At 71.6% G+C, this 15273-nt stretch carries 15 protein-coding genes; 10 read left to right on the top strand and 5 right to left on the bottom strand.

The window, feature by feature from the left end; genetic code table 11:
- Positions 1-65 precede the first annotated feature (65 nt).
- From ACFJGV_RS11635 to ACFJGV_RS11615, 5 genes are all read left to right on the top strand, one after another.
- On the top strand, positions 66-1025 hold the full coding sequence (locus ACFJGV_RS11635) for an ABC transporter ATP-binding protein (RefSeq protein ID WP_378144102.1): 960 nt from the start codon (positions 66-68) through the stop codon (positions 1023-1025).
- Positions 1022-1867: an ABC transporter permease gene (locus ACFJGV_RS11630; protein WP_378144101.1), complete on the top strand. Its 846-nt coding sequence runs from the start codon at positions 1022-1024 to the stop codon at positions 1865-1867. The genes ACFJGV_RS11635 and ACFJGV_RS11630 overlap by 4 nt, the downstream gene beginning before the upstream one ends.
- Positions 1868-1893: 26 nt before the next feature.
- Positions 1894-3054, top strand: a complete 1161-nt coding sequence (locus ACFJGV_RS11625) for a sensor histidine kinase (RefSeq protein WP_378144100.1) — start codon at positions 1894-1896, stop codon at positions 3052-3054.
- Positions 3051-3692 (top strand): response regulator, encoded by a 642-nt coding sequence (locus tag ACFJGV_RS11620; RefSeq protein ID WP_378144099.1) that lies wholly within the window; start codon positions 3051-3053, stop codon positions 3690-3692. The genes ACFJGV_RS11625 and ACFJGV_RS11620 overlap by 4 nt, the downstream gene beginning before the upstream one ends.
- Before the next feature lie 100 nt (positions 3693-3792).
- Complete coding sequence (locus ACFJGV_RS11615; RefSeq protein ID WP_378144098.1) at positions 3793-4086, top strand: cupin; 294 nt, start codon at positions 3793-3795, stop codon at positions 4084-4086.
- A 30-nt stretch (positions 4087-4116) separates the two neighbouring features.
- Here the strand turns inward: ACFJGV_RS11615 and ACFJGV_RS11610 are convergent, their stop codons facing one another.
- Together ACFJGV_RS11610 and ACFJGV_RS11605 are read right to left on the bottom strand one after the other, a co-directional pair.
- On the bottom strand, positions 4117-4977 hold the full coding sequence (locus ACFJGV_RS11610) for an HpcH/HpaI aldolase/citrate lyase family protein (protein ID WP_378144097.1): 861 nt from the start codon (positions 4975-4977) through the stop codon (positions 4117-4119).
- Positions 4978-5051: 74 nt separating this feature from the next.
- Positions 5052-5453, bottom strand: a complete 402-nt coding sequence (locus tag ACFJGV_RS11605) for a hypothetical protein (protein WP_378144096.1) — start codon at positions 5451-5453, stop codon at positions 5052-5054.
- 215 nt (positions 5454-5668) lie between these two features.
- Between ACFJGV_RS11605 and ACFJGV_RS11600 the strand changes: the two genes are divergently transcribed.
- The 5 genes from ACFJGV_RS11600 (at position 5669) to ACFJGV_RS11580 (ending at position 10533) form a co-directional block, all read left to right on the top strand.
- Entirely contained in the window at positions 5669-6838 is a 1170-nt protein-coding gene (locus ACFJGV_RS11600; protein WP_378144095.1) for an ABC transporter substrate-binding protein, read from the top strand.
- Positions 6839-6909: 71 nt separating this feature from the next.
- Positions 6910-7755 (top strand): ABC transporter permease, encoded by an 846-nt coding sequence (locus ACFJGV_RS11595; protein WP_378144093.1) that lies wholly within the window; start codon positions 6910-6912, stop codon positions 7753-7755.
- On the top strand, positions 7752-8660 hold the full coding sequence (locus ACFJGV_RS11590) for an ABC transporter permease (RefSeq protein WP_378144092.1): 909 nt from the start codon (positions 7752-7754) through the stop codon (positions 8658-8660). The genes ACFJGV_RS11595 and ACFJGV_RS11590 overlap by 4 nt, the downstream gene beginning before the upstream one ends.
- Positions 8657-9715: an ABC transporter ATP-binding protein gene (locus ACFJGV_RS11585; protein ID WP_378144091.1), complete on the top strand. Its 1059-nt coding sequence runs from the start codon at positions 8657-8659 to the stop codon at positions 9713-9715. The genes ACFJGV_RS11590 and ACFJGV_RS11585 overlap by 4 nt, the downstream gene beginning before the upstream one ends.
- Positions 9716-9876: 161 nt before the next feature.
- On the top strand, positions 9877-10533 hold the full coding sequence (locus ACFJGV_RS11580) for a DUF4375 domain-containing protein (protein ID WP_378144090.1): 657 nt from the start codon (positions 9877-9879) through the stop codon (positions 10531-10533).
- Positions 10534-10699: 166 nt separating this feature from the next.
- On the opposite strand, the gene ACFJGV_RS11575 is transcribed toward ACFJGV_RS11580, so the two are convergent.
- The 3 genes from ACFJGV_RS11575 to ACFJGV_RS11565 form a co-directional block, all read right to left on the bottom strand.
- Positions 10700-12784 carry a beta strand repeat-containing protein gene (locus tag ACFJGV_RS11575; RefSeq protein WP_378144089.1) on the bottom strand — a complete coding sequence of 695 codons (2085 nt, stop codon included), beginning with the start codon at positions 12782-12784 and terminating at the stop codon, positions 10700-10702.
- Positions 12785-12788: 4 nt separating this feature from the next.
- Positions 12789-14078: a hypothetical protein gene (locus tag ACFJGV_RS11570; protein ID WP_378144088.1), complete on the bottom strand. Its 1290-nt coding sequence runs from the start codon at positions 14076-14078 to the stop codon at positions 12789-12791.
- Positions 14079-14296: 218 nt separating this feature from the next.
- On the bottom strand, positions 14297-15271 hold the full coding sequence (locus tag ACFJGV_RS11565) for a sigma-70 family RNA polymerase sigma factor (protein WP_378144086.1): 975 nt from the start codon (positions 15269-15271) through the stop codon (positions 14297-14299).
- Between the last annotated feature and the right edge of the window lie 2 nt (positions 15272-15273).

Genomic DNA, 15273 nt, shown 5'->3' with positions numbered 1-15273 from the left:
ATGTCACGGTGAGGTCGTGACGCAGGGCCGAGGCATCCGCGTCGCGCGCCCGTCAGGCTGGGGACATGCAGACGACGACACCTCCCCGGCAGGCGCCCCCCGCCGCCACCACTCTCCGACCGGCGGTCGACGCGACCGCGCTGGTCAAGCGCTTCGGCTCGGTCCGCGCGGTCGACGGTGTCGACCTCCACGTCCGGCAGGGCGAGATCGTCGCCTTCCTCGGCCCGAACGGCGCGGGCAAGACGAGCACGATCGACATGCTCCTCGGCCTCACCACTCCGGATGAGGGCACCGTCCAGGTGTTCGGCGAGGCGCCCCGGGCGGCGATCGCCCACGGCCTCGTGTCGGCGGTGCTCCAGACCGGCGGACTCCTTAAGGACATCAGCGTGCGTGAGACGCTCGAGCTCACCGCGAGCCTGTTCGCCGACACCCGGCCGGTGGCCGAGGTGATGGCGCGGGCGGGCATCGCGGAGATCGCGGATCGCCGCGTGGGGGTCTGCTCCGGCGGCCAGCAGCAGCGGCTGCGCTTCGCGATGGCGCTGCTCTCGGACCCGGGACTCCTCATCCTCGACGAGCCCACCACGGGCATGGACGTCGAGGGGCGCCGGTCGTTCTGGAACGCGATCCGCGCCGACGCCGCCCGCGGGCGGACGGTGCTGTTCGCCACCCACTACCTCGAGGAGGCCGACGAGTACGCCGACCGCATCGTGCTGATGAGCCGCGGACGCATCGTCGCCGACGGCACGACCAGCGAGATCAAGAACCTCGTCTCGGGACGGGTCGTGCAGGCCACGCTGCCGCAGGCGGACCAGGTCGCGCTCGCGGCGCTCCCGGGCGTCGACGACGTGGAGATCAAGGGCGATCGCATCGTGCTCCACACCAAGGACTCCGACGCCGTGGCGCGGTACCTGCTCACGCAGACAGACGCCCGCAACGTCGAGATCACGCCGCAGAACCTCGAGAGCGTGTTCCTCGCGCTCACCTCCGACGAGTCGGACGACCAGAAGCAGGGAGCACGCTCATGACCGCAGCGACCAGCGCATCCGCCGGAACCCAGGCGACCTCGGCATCCGACCGGGTCACGCTCGACCGCCGGGTGCCGCCCCTCGGTGGCTTCAACCTCACGTACCTGAGCATCGAGCTCAAGCGGAAGCTGCGCAACCGTCGCACGCTCGTCTTCACCGTGGCGTTCCCGATCGTGATGTTCATCATCATCGGGCTGCCCCTCCGCGACGTGCCGCTCACCGACAAGCCGCTCGACCAGGGCGGTCTGTCGGTCGCGGCCTACATCATGGTCTCGATGGCGATGTACGGCGCGATGATGTCGGCCACGCAGACGGGCGCCGCGGTGGGCGTCGAACGCGCCCAGGGATGGAGCCGCCAGCTGCGGCTCACGCCGATCAACCCGCTCGTCAACGTGGTGATCAAGATGATCGCCGGCATGCTGCTCGGCCTGTTCGCCGTGGTGGCGACCTTCGCGGCCGGCGCGATCAGCGGCATCCAGCTCGACCCCTGGCAGTGGATCTCGACCGGTCTCGTCGCGTGGCTGCTGGCCGCCGCGGTGTTCACCGCGCTCGGGCTCATGGTCGGCTACCTCGTGCCCGGCGAGAACGCCGCCCAGATCACGAGCCTCGCCATCGTGCTGCTGGCCTTCCTCGGCGGACTCTTCTACCCGGTGAGCAGCATGCCCGACTTCATGCAGACCATCGCCTCCTTCACGCCCGTCTACGGCATCAGCCAGATTGCTCGGGCGCCGCTGACCGGCGAGACCGTCGACCTGCTGTGGGTGGTCAACGCCTTCGTGTGGTTGGCGATCTTCGTGGGCGGCACGGCCTGGGCCTTCCGCCGCGACACCAAGCGGGTGTGAGCCTCCTCGACCGTAGAGTGATCCCCATGGTGGATGGACGAGCGGACGGCGGGCCCGGGTGGCCCATCCGTCCCTCGTCCATCACCTCGTTCGGGAAGCTCTCGACCCGGCAGATCCTCCTGTCGGCGGGCGCCAGGCGCTGGTACCTCGGGGCGGCCATCGCGCTGATCTGGCTCGTCAGCATCGCGCAGGCGGCCGTCGACCACTCCGGCTCGGTCGCCGCCGCGGTCGCCGGGGTCGCGCTCGTCGTCGTCTTCGGGCTCGCCTTCCTCGCCGGCGCGCCGCTCACGTGGTCGCTCCCGGCTCGGCGGCGGCTCCTCGTGCCGGCGGGCCTTCTGGTGCTGTCGTTCGCGCTCTTCCCGTGGATCCAGTGGGACGTCGTCGGATCGTGGACCTACGTCGGCGTGCTGGTCGGGATGGGTCTGCTCCCGTGGCGGGTCACCTGGCCGGTCATCCTGGGGCTGGCGGCGGCCGCGCTCATCGCCCTCGGCGTCACAGAGGGCTGGAGCGAGGACATCCTGTGGGTCCCCGCCATCATCCTGTCGATCTCCGCGATGATGGCGGCGTTCGCGCGCACCACGGCGACCATCGCGCAGCTGCGCGACACCCAGGCCGAGCTCGAGATCCTCGCCGTGGAGCGGGAGCGCAGTCGCGTGGGCCGCGACCTCCACGACATCCTCGGGCACTCCCTCACCGTCATCACGGTGAAGGCCGAGCTCGCGGGCAGGCTCGTCGACGCCGATCCGGTGCGGGCACGCACCGAGATCGCCGAGGTCGAGGGGCTCGCTCGGGGAGCGCTCGCCGACGTGCGGGCGACCGTCGCGGGGTTCCGCGGCGTCAACGTGAGCACCGAGCTGGCCGCCGCGCGGTCGGCGCTCACGGCGGCGGGCATCACGGCCGACCTGCCGTCGTCGACCGACGTCGTCCCCGCCGACCGCCGCGAGCTCGCCGGCTGGGTGGTGCGCGAGGGCGTGACCAACGTGATCCGTCATTCGAGCGCCGCGACCTGCCGCATCTCGTTCCGCGGGGGAGAGGTCGAGGTCGCCGACGACGGCATCGGGCCCGCCGCTCCCGCCGCGGTGTCGACGGGGCTCACGGGGCTGCGCGAGCGCGTCGAGGCGACGGGCGGGCGGATGAGCGTGGGGCGCAGCGACCTCGGCGGGTTCAGTCTGCGGGTGCTGCTGTGAGCGGGGGTGCGGCCGTGTCGTCGGATGCGTCCTCCATCCGGTTGCTCGTCGCCGACGATCAGGCGCTCGTGCGCGGAGCGCTGTCGGCCCTGCTCGGGCTGGAGCCCGACATCGAGGTCGTTGCGGAGGTGGGGCGGGGAGACGAGGTCGTGGCGGCGGCGGTGGCGGCGGACGCACAGGTGGCGATGCTCGACATCGAGATGCCCGGGATCGACGGGATCGCCGCCGCGGCCGAGCTGCGTGCGGCCCGGCCGTCGTGCCGCGTGATCATCGTCACCACGTTCGGACGGCCGGGATACCTCAAGCGCGCCATCCAGGCGGGCGCCTCCGGTTTCGTCGTGAAGGACACCCCGGCCACCCAGCTGGCGGATGCGATCCGCCGGGTCCATCGCGGAGAACGCGTGCTCGATCCCACCCTCGCCGCGGAGTCGCTGGCGCAGGGCGACTCGCCCCTGACGGAGCGCGAGACCGACGCGCTCGCACTCGCCCGCACCGGAGGGACGGTCGCCGACATCGCCCGCATCCTGCACCTCTCGGAGGGCACGGTGCGCAACCATCTGTCCGCCGCCATCGGGAAGACCGGCGGACGCAACCGGGCCGACGCCGCCCGCATCGCCGAGGCGAACGGCTGGCTGTAGCCGCGCACCCGCCACTCGCCGGCGTCGTCGTGGCCTACCCCGGACCGGCGCGGAGCGCCATCCGTCCCGGATGCGCCGGGGCACGGGATAGCGTGGACGCATGGAGCGCAGATCAGCGGTGCCCACCGTGCAGGTGGACGACGGCACCTTCCGGGTGACGGAGTGGCGGTTCGAGCCGGGCGCCGAGACCGGATGGCACACGCACGAGCATCCGTACGTCGTCGTGCCGCTCTCGACCGGCACGCTGGCCGTCGAGCAGGAGGACGGCGGCCACGCGGTCTTCGAGTACGTGCACGGCCGCAGCTACAGCCGCGAGCCCGGCGCCCGCCACAACGTGGTGAACCACAACGCGGACGGCTTCGCCTTCGTCGAGATCGAGCTCGTCACCCGCTGAGCGCGGGTCTGTGCGCGGGTGCGCGACGCTCTAGAGCGGCTCGACGCCGAAGGCGCGGGCGAGCTTGTCGATCTTCTGCGCGCGGCCGAGGCGCGGCAGGTCGGACCCGTCGCGGATGACACCGCCACGGGCCTCGAAGTCGGCGAGGAAGTCGCGCGCCCACGTCACATCCGACTTGGTGGGGGAGATGGCCTCGTTGATGACGGGCAGCTGGTCGCGGTCGAGGCAGAGCTTGCCGGTGAGACCGAGGGCCACCGCCACCTCCGACTGCTCGCGCAGGATCGGGTGGCTCGAGCTGACGGTGGGGCCGTCGATCGGGCCGGGGAGCTTGCCGATGCGCGACGCCACGACGAGGCGGGAGCGGGGATACGCCATGGCCATGTCGTCGGCGCTGGTGCCCGTGTCGCGACGGTAGTCGCCGCTGCCGAACGCGAGGCGGAACGCGCCGCGGGCGCGGGCGATCGACACCGCCTCCTCGATGCCGAGAGCCGACTCGATGAGCGCGAGCACGGGGGTGGATCCGCCGAGCCGGTCGAACGTCTCGGTCACGTCGGCGGCCGACTCGGTCTTCGCGAGCATCACGCCGCGGAGGCCGGGGAGGCCCTTGAGGTGGTCGACGTCGCCGCTCCAGAAGTCGGTGGTGCGGTCGTTGATGCGCACCCAGGCGCTGCCGCCGCCGGAGAGCCAGGTCGCGACGTCGTCGCGGGCCTGGGGCTTGAGCTTCGGATCGACCGCGTCCTCGATGTCGAGCACGATCTGATCGGCCCGCGAGCGGTGCGCGACGTCGAACTCGTCGGTGCGGCGGGCGGACACCAGCAGCCAGGAGCGGGCGATCTCGGCGGACACCTCGTCGGCTTCGTCGGCGGGGCGGGAGGTGGTGGGCAACGTCATCGTCTCGGGCTCTTCTCTGGGTGTGCACGTGTCGGAGCGCTTTCGATGTTACCCGCGCCCGCGCGCCGCCCGATTCACGCGCGCGTGCCGAGGAGCGGCTCGATCGACTCGAGAGCGGCGCTGGACAGCAGCACGAGGGTGAGCGCCGCCGCCGCGCTGAGCAGCGCGAGAAGCGACAGCGTGAGCCCGATGCCGGCGAGCGTGCGGGGTCGTCGGAACAGCCCCACGATCGCCGTGATGGTGCCGCCCAGCCCGAGCAGTCCCGCGAGCGGCGCCGCGAGGATCCACGACAGCAGCCCGACGACGACGTCGACCTGCGCCGCGTCGTCCAGCTCGAGCCCGCCCCACAGCACGGCCGCGAGCACGACGATCACGAGCACGATCGGCACCGCCGCGAGCACCCCGATGCCGCCCACGATCACCGACGCGAGCCCCGGCCCATTCCGCCGGTGCGCGACCATCGTCAGCTGAGACATACTCGGTTATATCACGCCTCCCTCACCCGAGCCACACGCCTCTGCGGGCCGCGGAAACGCAGTGGGACGGCCGTGCGGCACGTGCGGCAGCTGTTCACGCCCGGTTCACGGGGGCGACCCCGGCGGGTCGGACGGGGTGCATACCGTGCTCCAGTGGATGCGCCGCGCCAGGAGCGCGAGACCGCGCATCCGGTCCACAGCATCGGAGGAGACCCGTGAACCCGACCACCCCGACCGCCGTCCGCGCCGGTCGCCGTCCCGGCCGCACCGTGCTCGTGGCGGCTGCCGCCGCCGCGGCGCTCTCGCTCACCCTCGCCGCGTGCTCCAGCTCGGCCGACGCCACCGGGGGCAGCAGCTCCGCCGGCGACGCGGCGAAGGCCACCAGCGCCGCCGACCTCGGCGGCATGGACGCCCTCGTCGCGGCCGCGAAGGCCGAGGGTCAGCTCAACGTGATCGCGCTGCCCGACAACTGGGCCAACTACGGCAAGATCATCTCCGCGTTCGAGGACGAGTACGGCATCACGGTCAACTCGGCCGACCCCGACGTGTCGAGCGCGGAGGAGATCCAGGCCGCCCAGAACCTCAAGGGCCAGGACACCGCGCCCGACGCGTTCGACCTCGGCGCCGCCGTCGCGCTCGCGAACACCGACCAGTTCGCGCCGTACCAGGTCGAGTCGTGGGATGACATCCCCGCCGACAACAAGGAGTCGACCGGCCTCTGGGTCAACGACTACACGGGTCTCATGTCGATCGGCTACGACCCGAAGGCCGTCCCCGCGCCGAAGTCGCTGCAGGATCTCCTCGGCGCCGACTACAAGGGGAAGGTCGCGATCAATGGCGATCCGACGCAGGCCGGCGCGGCCATCGCCGCCGTCGAGCTCGCCGCCCTGCAGAACAAGGGCACGGCGGAGGACATCCAGCCCGGCGTCGACTTCTTCTCGCAGCTGAACAAGGCGGGCAACTTCCTCACCGTCGACCCGACCCCCGCGACCATCGCCTCAGGCGAGACCCCGGTGGTCTTCGACTGGAGCTACAACAACCTCAGCGCCGTCGACGCCTCGAGCGGCCGGGAGTGGAAGACCGTCATCCTGCCCGGCGTCGCGCTCGGCAGCTACTACAACCAGGCCATCAACGTCGACGCGCCGCACCCGGCGGCTGCGCGCCTCTGGCAGGAGTTCCTCTACGGGGACGACGCGCAGAACATGTTCCTCGCCGCCGGCGCGTACCCCGTCCGCCTCGCGGCGATGCAGGAGGCGGGCACCGTCGACAAGGACGCGCTCGACGCCGTGGGCGCCCCGCCGGCCGACGTCGTGCAGTTCACCGCGAAGCAGACCGAGGCCGCCTCGGCTCTCCTCGCCGGCAACTGGGCTGCCGCGATCCAGTGACCACGGCCACGGCAGCACGCGCATCCGGCGACCTCGCTACCGGAACCACCCCCGGTGCGCCGAGGCGCCGGATGCGCGTGCGCGCCGCCTACCTCGGGCTCACGCCGTTCGCGGCCTACGTCCTGCTCTTCCTCGCCATCCCGACGTTGCTCGCGGTGGCGACCGGCTTCGTCGGTCCGGATGGCGGGTTCACGCTCGCCGACGTCGCCGCGCTGCTCGATCCGGCGGTGCTCAGCGCGTTCGGCAGCTCGTTCTGGGTGTCGGCCGTCACGGCGGTGATCGGCGCCGTCGTCGGCGCGCTCGTCTGCTACGCGCTGCTCGGCACCCGCCCGGACGGGCCGCTGCGCGCCGTCGTCGACTCGATCTCGAGCGTGCTCGCCCAGTTCGGCGGCGTGATGCTCGCGTTCGCGTTCATCGCGACCATCGGCATCCAGGGCATCGTCACCGTGCTGCTGAAGGGCTGGGGTGTCGACATCTACGCGGATGGGGTCTGGCTGTACCAGGTGCCCGGACTCCTCTTTCCCTACCTCTACTTCCAGGTGCCGCTCATGGTGATCACGTTCATGCCGGCGATGGAGGGCCTCAAGCCGCAGTGGGCGGAGGCGAACGCGGTGCTCGGCGGATCCCGGGCCACCTACTGGTGGCGGATCGCCTTCCCCATCCTCGCCCCGTCGTTCTTCGGCAGCCTGTTGCTGCTGTTCGCCAATGCGTTCTCCTCCTACGCCACGGCTGCCGCGCTCATCAGCCAGGGGTCGCAGATCGTGCCGCTGCAGATTCGCGCCGCACTGGTCAGCGAGACGGTGCTGGGGCGCGAGAACGTCGCGGGTGCGCTCGCCCTCGGGATGATCATCGTGATGGTCGTGCTCATGTACTCCTATTCGCTCCTGCAATCGCGGACCGAGCGGTGGCAGCGGTGAACCGGCCCATCGGGGCGGCTCCCTCGCCGCTCGTGCGATGGATCGTCCTGGGCGTCGTCGGGCTGCTGTTCGCGATTCCGATCCTGGCGATGATCGAGTTCACGCTCCGCGGCGCCGTGGCGGGCACGTATGACCTCGGCCACTGGGCGGCCGTGTTCGATCCCGAGAAGGAGCGCGCCTACCGCGTGCTCTTCCAGGGGCTGGGCAACTCCCTCATCCTCGCCGTGGCGACCGTCGTGATCGTGGTCGTGTTCCTCGTGCCCGCGATGGTGATCGTCGCGGTCGGCGCGCCGCGGCTGCGCCGGGTGCTCGAGTTCGTCTGCATCATCCCCATCACGGTGCCCGCGATCGTGCTCGTCGTGGGACTCGCCCCGGTCTACTCGGTCGTCGTGAAGGTGTTCGGCAGCGCCCCGTGGACCCTCGCGTTCGCGTACGGGGTCACCGTGCTGCCGTACGCGTACCGGGCGATCCAGTCGAACCTCGCGGGGGTGGATGTGGTCACGCTGTCGGAGGCCGCGCGCTCGTTGGGTGCATCGTGGAGGTCCGTCTTCTTCCGGGTGATCGTGCCGAACATCCGCCGCGGCATCCTGGTCGCGTCGATCATCACCGCGGCCGTGGTGCTGGGGGAGTACACGATCGCGTCGCTGCTCAACCGGAACACGCTCCAGACCGCGCTGGTGCAGGTGTCGAAGAGCGACCCGTACGTCGCGGTGATCTTCGCGCTGCTCGCGCTCGCGTTCGTGTTCGTGCTGCTGCTCGTGATCGGGCGGGTGTCGGCGGTCGGGCGCGGCGGGCGTTCGCCGCGGGGTCGGCGGATCCGCCGGTCGGCTTCGGCGCCCGTCGCTGCGGCCGCTCCTGCTGTCGTCCTCTCTCCTCCAGTCCCCTCGGAAGGCTCCGCCCCATGACGATCCCCGCACCGACGCTCTCGACGGGCGGCGCCCGCATCGGCTTCCGCTCCGTCGTGAAGGAGTACGGCGACTCGCGAGCGCTCGACGGCGTCGACCTCGACGTGGAGCCGGGCGAGTTCATCGCCCTGCTCGGTCCGTCCGGCTGTGGCAAGACCACGGCGCTGCGCTCGCTCGCCGGTCTCGAGAGCATCTCGTCGGGATCGCTCACCATCGACGGTGCGGATGTGACCGCCGTGCCCGCGAACAAGCGCGACATGGGGATGGTGTTCCAGGCGTACTCGCTGTTCCCGCACATGACCGTGACCCGCAACGTCGAGTTCGGGCTGCAGATGCGCCGGGTCCCCGCACCCGAGCGGCGCACCCGGGCCGTTGACGCGTTGGCGCTCGTCGGACTCGAGAGCTTCGGGGAGCGCTACCCCCACCAGCTCTCCGGCGGCCAGCAGCAGCGGGTCGCGCTGGCCCGCGCGCTGGTGACGCGTCCGCGCGTCCTCCTCCTCGACGAGCCCCTCTCGGCGCTCGACGCGAAGGTCCGCGCGTCCCTCCGCGACGAGATCCGGCGGATCCAGACCGAGCTCGCGATCACCACCCTCTTCGTCACGCACGACCAGGAGGAGGCGCTCGCCGTCGCCGACCGGGTGGCCGTGATGAACAAGGGGTGGATCGAGCAGATCGGATCCCCCGAGGCGCTCTACTCGCATCCGTCGACCCCGTTCGTGGCGTCGTTCGTGGGCCTCTCGAACCCGATGGCGGCGACCGTCCGCGCCGGGCGGGCCATCATCGGAGACATCGTGCTGCCCCTCCTCGACGCCTCCGCCCCCGACGGCGAGGCCCACGCGCTCGTGCGCCCCGAGAACGTCGTCATCGGCCCTCTCGGCTCGGGCCTCCCCGCGACGGTGATGGCGACGAGCTTCCTCGGCTCCCTCCGCCGCACCACCCTCCGCACCGACGCCGGCGAGGTCGTCTTCGCGCAGCACGGCGCCTCCGTCCGCCCCACCCCGGGCGCCCGGGTGGGCCTCGACGTCCTCGCCGACCCCGTCGCCCTCTCCGCGTAGCTCCCCCCCGCGCCGCTGCCCGGGCGGCGTTGCCGCGCCGTGAGGGCTGCGGATGTGGCAGTTGTGGTGAGTTCCGGCTCGTCGAACTCACCGCAAGTGCCAGATCCGCGAGAGCGTTTCGCTAGAGTTCGCTTCTGACGCTTCTGGGAGGTGGAATCAGCATGGGCAGGGTGGGCCCCGCGATCACAGATGTCCAGTTCGAGGGTGAGCGGATCCTCCTCCGCCTGAGGGACGGACGGACGCTGTCTGCGCCACTCTCCTGGGCTGGGCCTGAGGTGGCGAGCATGGACGATGCCGCTCGAGCACGCTGGGTGTGCACAGATGACGGGACGGGTGTGAACTGGCCGGCCGTCGGCCATTCCTCATCCGAAGGCGTGATCAGCGCGTGGGCACTGGAGGAGGACGCTCTGTACGAAGGAGCGCTGAACGACCTCAGGGCTGCGCACCGGGATGTCTCGTTACTGACTGAGCGCTCCCGGTTGCTCGTGGCGCTCTGGCGGCTCGTCGCGGACGGTTGCAACGGGGGACTCATGCAGTTCCTCGGCAACTGGGGCCCGGACGAGGTCCAGGTCGCGATCGAGGCGTTGTCGGTTGTCGGCGCGGTCCGCACTCTCGCGGTCGTCCGAGCATTCTGGGACGCGGTCGCACCGCTCGCCGAGTCCGAGGCAGTGAACACATGGGACGGCGTGTGGGAGGCGGTCGAGAACGCGGGCCTCTCCGCCCACCTCGATGACCTCGACGCGGAATTCTGGGAAGCTGCCCCCGAACTCACACGCCGCGTACCTCTCTACTTCGGGCCGGCGCCGTCTGCGCAGTGAGATCCGGTCACGGGCCGCGGAAGTGACAGGCGAGGTGGCCTCTGCGCACCTGTGCCCGCCAGGAGTGTCAGATCCGCGCGGACGTGTGCTCGCGGGATGTGGGCAGGGGTGTGCCGGGCGCCCCGTGTGAGGCGCCCGGCGGTGATTCCCCCGGTTGGTGCGGCGGTTAGCGCTGGGCCTTCCGACGCGTGGTTCCGAGCAGCAGGAGCGACAGCCCCGCCAGGAGCAGGAGCATCATCGCGCCCAGGGTGGGGGCGACGTCGGCTCCGGTGTTGGGCAGCGAGCCGGTGCCCGCGGTGGTGGCGGCGGGAGCGCTGCCTCCGACGGATGCGATCACGCTGGCGGCGCCGCTACCACCGGTCCCCGGGGTTCCGGGGGTACCAGGGTTGGTGGGGGTGCCGGGCGTGACCGGGGTGACCGGGATGACCGGGGTGACCGGGTCGACGGGGTCCACCGGGTCCACCGGGTCGACGGGGTCCACCGGGTCGACCGGGTCGACAGGGTCGACGGGGGTGCCGGGCGTCACCGTGGTGCAGTCTCCGATCACGCAGACGGCGTTGCCACCCACCGAGACCGGAACGCCGATCACGGGGATGATCTGGTTGCCGCCGCCGACCGATCCGTCACCGCTGGTGGCGGGGTCGTCCGTGCCGGTACCGGGAGTGACGACCGTGGTCGCATCCTCCGTGGTGCAGTCGCCGATGACGCAGACGGCGTTGCCGCCGGCGGTCACCGGGATCCCGACGACCGGGATCACCTGGTTGCCCCCGGCGACGGAGTCCCCGCCGTCGGTGGTGGCACCGTCTCCGGAGCCGCCGGTGCCGGGAACGACGCCGGTGGTGGATCCGCTCGAGGTGGCGTCGCCGATCACGGCGATGCCGTTGCCGCCGACCGTGACCGGGGTGCCGAGGTCGAGTCCGACCTGGTTGCCGCCAGCCACCGAGTCGTCACCGTCCGTGGTGGCGCCGGTGGTGCTGGTGCCGGGCTGGACCGTGGTGGTGGATCCTTCGGAGGTGGCGTCGCCGATGACGGCGATGCCGTTGCCGCCGATGGTGATCGGGGCGGTGATGTCGACGGGGATCTGGTTGCCGCCGGCGAGGGAGTCGTCTCCGTCGGTGGTGGCGCCGGTGCCGGTGGTGGGCTCGGCCGGGGCCGAGGTGCCGGTGCCGTTACCGGTGGTGGATCCGCTCGAGGTGGCGTCTCCGATGACGGCGATGCCGTTGCCGCCGATGGTGATCGGGGCGGTGGCGTCGACGGGGATCTGGTTGCCGCCGGCGAGGGAGTCGTCTCCGTCGGTGGTGGCGCCGGTGGTGCCGGTGCCGGGCTGGGCCGTGGTGGTGGATCCTTCCGAGGTGGCGTCGCCGATCACGGCGATGCCGTTGCCGCCGATGGTGATCGGGGCGGTGGCGTCGACGGGGATCTGGTTGCCGCCGGCGAGCGAGTCGTCTCCATCGGTGGTGGCGCCGGTGGTGGGCTCAGCCGGGGCCGAGGTGCCGGTGCCGTTACCGGCGGTGGACCCCTCCGAAGACGCGTCGCCGATGACGGCGATGCCGTTGCCGGAGACGTCGATCGGAACCGACACGTTCACGGGCGCCTGCGCTCCGCCGAGGATCGAGTCCGACCCGCTGGTCTCGGCGGGCTCGGCCGGGGCCGAGGTGCCGGTGCCGTTACCGGTGGTGGATCCTTCGGAAGACGCGTCGCCGATCACGGCGATGCCGTTGCCGGAGACGTCGATCGGGACCGACACACTCACGGGCGCCTGCGTTCCGCCGAGGATCGAGTCCGACCCGCTGGTCTCCGGAGCCGCCTCGGCCGGAGCCGAGTCGCCCGAGCCGCTGGAGGCGTCCTCGGTGGTGGCGTCGCCGACGCCGGAGACGGCGTTGCCGGAGACGTCGATCGGGATCGAGACGTCGATGATGCCCTGGGTCCCGCCCAGGATCGAGTCCGAACCGCTGGTGTCGACCGTGGCAGCCGGAGCCGCCTCAGCCGGTGCCGGTGCCGGTGCCGACGCCTCGGCCGGTGCCGCGGCGCTGGAGTCGCTGCTCCCGGCGTCTCCGATGACGGAGATGCCGTTGCCGCTGACGCTGATGGGCAGCTCGACGTTGATGATGGCCTGGTTGCCACCGGCGACGGAGTCGTCCCCGTTGGTCTCGGCCGCGTTCGCGATGCCCGCTCCTGCGGCCGTCAGGCCGCCGGTGATGAGGACGAACCACAGTCCTCGTGACAGGTACTTGTTCACGGTGCTTCTCACCCCTTCAAGGTGTTGAGTCGGATGCGCGCACACGGTCGTGTGGATCGCGCTGAGGGATCTCGTCTGGGCCCTGCCGACGAAGGCGTCGCGGGTGGGTCCGGGATCCTCGACTCAGTCGGGGGAGGAGTCGGTGTCGTACACCGGGGCCGGCGGCAGATCGTCGTCGGAAGACGTGCCGCGCAGGCCCGCCGCGAGGGCGGCGCTCGCGGCGCCGGTCAGATCGGCGGCCGAAGCGGCGGAGCCCGACGAGCCCGCCCCCGCGCCGCCCGCTCCGGCGCCGCCCGACGGCAGAGCCGGGGAGACGGGCGAGACCGGAGCGGTCGGCGCGGGAGCGGCCGGCTCGGCAGGAGCGGAGGAGGGGACGGCCGTGGCTGCCGCAGAACCCGCGCCCGCAGAGGCGACGCCGCCACCCGAGACGGCGAACGAGGCGCGGTCGGCAGCCACAGCCGACGTCGAAGAGGCGACCCCCCGCGGGCGACGCAGCGCCGAAGGAGGAGTCGCCGAGCACAGAACCGGGGCCGCCCGGAGCGCCGGGGCCGACAGGGATCGACGGGATGCCGGGCACCGTCACGACCGGAGCGCCGGAGCCGGAGCCCGATCCGATGCCCCCGAGCACGGGCTCGACGGCTCCCACCACGGGCGGGACGACACCGCCGGCCGCACCGCCCACGGCACCGTCGACAGCGCCCACGACGGGGTCGGTGATCGACGACACGGGGTTGGAGCCGAGCACGTCGGACACGACCGGGAGACCGTTGACCACGCCGTCGACCGCCCCGATGATCGGGTCGGTCACGCCCGCCACGGGGCTCGATCCGAGGGCACCCGCGACATCCGTCAGCCCGCCGGGCACCGCCGCGGCGACGGGGGCGACAACGTCGTCCACCGGTGCCGGAACGGCATCCACGACGGGAGCGACGACCTCGACCACGGGCTCGGGGAGGACGTCGACGGCGGGGGCCACGACATCGACGACCGGATCCGGCACGGCGGCGACCACAGGCTCGACGATGTCGGCGACGGGGGCGGCCACCGCATCCGCGGTACCGGAGACGAGCGTCGACACGGCGTCGGTGACGCCGGAGACCGGGGTCTCGACGGCGTCGGTCACCGCGCTGAGGGTCCCGCCGAGCGCGCCGCCCAGCCCGGCTCCGTCTTGCGCGTGCGCAGGCTGGGAGCTGAGGAGCAGTCCTCCGAGGACGAGACCCGCGGTGGCGCCGGCGGTGGCGAGTCCGATCCGCAGCCAGTGGTGCGCGCGCGACCGCTCGGCGGGCAGAGCCGTTTCGAGTGCCACAGCGCATCACCTCCCATGCCGTACAGGTCTGGTGATCCCACGAAACGCTCTCGGTGAGCACTCGTCAATACTGGGGACTACTCAGATGAAGACCAGTAGGTAGTGGCGGATACCGACCCGCGTAGTCGACCTCATAGCAGACGCCTTAAGAGGAAGGGCCCCGACGCCGAAGCGACCGGGGCCCGAGCCGGGTCCGGAGGGGATGCGACCCCTCCGGCTCAGCCGGCGATGAGGTAGTCGTGCAGGTACTCCTCGCGCAGCATGCCGAGCGCACGGCGCTGGATCTGACGGGCGCGCTCACGCGAGACGCCGAGAACCTCGCCGATCTCGTCGAACGACATGGGGTCGTCGCCGTCGAGGCCGAAGCGCATCGCCACCACGCGCGACTCGCGCGGGGGGAGAGTCGCGAGGCGACGAGCGAGGTCCTCGTGCTGCAGCTGGAGTGCGGCGGCGTCGAAGGGCTGCGGCTGAGTGGAGTCCTCGATGAGGTCGCCGAGCTCGGCGTCGTCCTCGCCGACGGGCGTGTGCAGCGAGACGGTGTCGCGGCCGTGGCGCAGCAGCTCCTGCACCTTCGCCGGCGGCAGGTCGACGGCGACCGCGACCTCCTCGATGGTGGCCTCGCGGCCGAGCTCGATCATGAGCCGGCGCTGCATGCGGGTGATGGAGGAGATCTTCTCCGAGGTGTGCACCGGGATGCGGATGATGCGTCCGCTGTCGGCGAGGGCTCGGTTGATGGCCTGCTTGATCCACCACGATCCGTACGTGGAGAACTTGAAGCCGGCCTGGTAGTCGAACTTCTCGACCGCGCGCACCAGACCGATGTTGCCCTCCTGGATCAGGTCGAGGAAGGGCAGGCCCCGGTCGAGGTAGCGCTTGGCGATCGAGACCACCAAGCGCAGGTTGGCCTGGATGAGCTTCCGCTTGGCAGCCTTGCCGTCGCGCACGAGCCACTCGAGGTCGCGCTTCAGCGCGGCATCGTCGATCTCGGTGGTGGCCAGCTTCTCCTCGGCGATGACGCCGACCTCGATGCGGCGTCCGAGGTCGACCTCGTCCTCCGCGCTGAGAAGGGCGGTACGCCCGATCTGTCGCAGGTAGTCCTTCACCGGGTCCTCCGATGCCCCTCGGATGTTGAGGCTGGGGGCAGGCTCGGCGGCCTCGGTGTGCGTCTCGTGGACTGCTACTGAGTTTGACATCT

Origin of the sequence: Cnuibacter sp. UC19_7 (genome assembly GCF_042699995.1) — a bacterium.
Classification (GTDB): domain Bacteria; phylum Actinomycetota; class Actinomycetes; order Actinomycetales; family Microbacteriaceae; genus Cnuibacter.
The sequence above is the reverse complement of the archived record's forward strand: the minus strand, read 5'-3'. Positions and strand labels throughout refer to the sequence as shown.

Bases quoted from the DNA above. Each gene is read 5' to 3' on its own strand.
- ACFJGV_RS11580 (WP_378144090.1), top strand. From the start codon at position 9,877: ATGGGCAGGGTGGGCCCCGCGATCACAGATGTCCAGTTCGAGGGTGAG.
- ACFJGV_RS11585 (WP_378144091.1), top strand. From the start codon at position 8,657: ATGACGATCCCCGCACCGACGCTCTCGACGGGCGGCGCCCGCATCGGC.
- ACFJGV_RS11565 (WP_378144086.1), bottom strand. From the start codon at position 15,271: ATGTCAAACTCAGTAGCAGTCCACGAGACGCACACCGAGGCCGCCGAG.
- ACFJGV_RS11615 (WP_378144098.1), top strand. From the start codon at position 3,793: ATGGAGCGCAGATCAGCGGTGCCCACCGTGCAGGTGGACGACGGCACC.
- ACFJGV_RS11635 (WP_378144102.1), top strand. From the start codon at position 66: ATGCAGACGACGACACCTCCCCGGCAGGCGCCCCCCGCCGCCACCACT.
- ACFJGV_RS11595 (WP_378144093.1), top strand. From the start codon at position 6,910: ATGCGCGTGCGCGCCGCCTACCTCGGGCTCACGCCGTTCGCGGCCTAC.
- ACFJGV_RS11630 (WP_378144101.1), top strand. From the start codon at position 1,022: ATGACCGCAGCGACCAGCGCATCCGCCGGAACCCAGGCGACCTCGGCA.
- ACFJGV_RS11625 (WP_378144100.1), top strand. From the start codon at position 1,894: ATGGTGGATGGACGAGCGGACGGCGGGCCCGGGTGGCCCATCCGTCCC.
- ACFJGV_RS11610 (WP_378144097.1), bottom strand. From the start codon at position 4,977: ATGACGTTGCCCACCACCTCCCGCCCCGCCGACGAAGCCGACGAGGTG.
- ACFJGV_RS11605 (WP_378144096.1), bottom strand. From the start codon at position 5,453: ATGTCTCAGCTGACGATGGTCGCGCACCGGCGGAATGGGCCGGGGCTC.